Here is a 1626-nt window from a genome sequence, read left to right as displayed (position 1 = left end):
GATAGCCACGTTGATAATGAGTTTTTAACAAAGAGTATCGTAAGAAAAAAACGCGATCATAACGAGACTTAACCGTAGGTTAAGTGAATAAGGGCGCACGGTGGATGCCTTGGTACTAGGAGCCGATGAAGGACGGAACTAACACCGATATGCTCTGGAGAGCTGTAAGTAAGCTTTGACCCAGAGATTTCCGAATGGGGGAACCCAGCATTCTTAATCGAATGTTACTCTCAAGCCAATACATAGCTTGAAGAGAGGTAGACGCAGGGAACTGAAACATCTCATTACCTGCAGGAAGAGAAAGAAAAATCGATTCCCTGAGTAGCGGCGAGCGAAACGGGAGAAGCCCAAACCAAAAAGCTTGCTTTTTGGGGTTGTAGGACTGGAACGTGAGACTGACAACATGTAGCAGAAGCCACCTGGGAAGGTGCGTCAAAGAAGGTGAAAACCCTGTATGCGAAACATGTCGCAGCTCTACCAGTATCCTGAGTACGGCGGGACACGAGAAATCCCGTCGGAATCCGCCAGGACCATCTGGCAAGGCTAAATACTACCTAGTGACCGATAGTGAACCAGTACCGTGAGGGAAAGGTGAAAAGAACCCCGGGAGGGGAGTGAAAGAGTACCTGAAACCGTGTGCTTACAAGTAGTCAGAGCCCGTTAATGGGTGATGGCGTGCCTTTTGTAGAATGAACCGGCGAGTTACGTTTCCATGCGAGGTTAAGACGAAGAGTCGGAGCCGTAGCGAAAGCGAGTCTGAATAGGGCGAGTGAGTATGGGGACGTAGACCCGAAACCAAGTGACCTACCCATGTCCAGGTTGAAGGTGCGGTAAAACGCACTGGAGGACCGAACCCACGCACGTTGAAAAGTGCGGGGATGAGGTGTGGGTAGCGGAGAAATTCCAATCGAACTTGGAGATAGCTGGTTCTCTCCGAAATAGCTTTAGGGCTAGCCTCGGAATGAAGAATCATGGAGGTAGAGCACTGTTTGGACTAGGGGCCCATCTCGGGTTACCGAATTCAGATAAACTCCGAATGCCATTGATTTATATCCGGGAGTCAGACTGCGAGTGATAAGATCCGTAGTCGAAAGGGAAACAGCCCAGACCACCAGCTAAGGTCCCCAAATATCTGTTAAGTGGAAAAGGATGTGGAGTTGCACAGACAACTAGGATGTTGGCTTAGAAGCAGCCACCATTTAAAGAGTGCGTAATAGCTCACTAGTCGAGTGACTCTGCGCCGAAAATGTACCGGGGCTAAACAGATTACCGAAGCTGTGGATTGGAACCTGATGGTTCCAGTGGTAGGAGAGCGTTCTAAGGGCGAAGAAGCATGACCGTAAGGACATGTGGAGCGCTTAGAAGTGAGAATGCCGGTATGAGTAGCGAAAGACGGGTGAGAATCCCGTCCACCGAATAACTAAGGTTTCCTGGGGAAGGCTCGTCCTCCCAGGGTTAGTCGGGACCTAAGCCGAGGCCGATAGGCGTAGGCGATGGACAACAGGTTGATATTCCTGTACTTCTATGAATTGTTTGACCAATGGAGGGACGCAGGAGGCTAAGAAAAGCACGCGACTGGAAGTGCGTGTCCAAGCAGTGAGTTGGTTGATGAGTCAAATGCTTATC

The 1626-nt window shown here is 49.8% G+C and carries 1 rRNA gene; it reads left to right on the top strand.

The window, feature by feature from the left end:
* Positions 1–77: 77 nt before the first annotated feature.
* Positions 78–1626 (top strand): 23S ribosomal RNA (locus NPA36_RS10170); the annotation flags it as partial.

Source organism: Granulicatella seriolae (assembly GCF_024543085.1).
Lineage (GTDB): Bacteria > Bacillota > Bacilli > Lactobacillales > Aerococcaceae > Granulicatella > Granulicatella seriolae.
The sequence above is the reverse complement of the archived record's forward strand: the minus strand, read 5'-3'. Positions and strand labels throughout refer to the sequence as shown.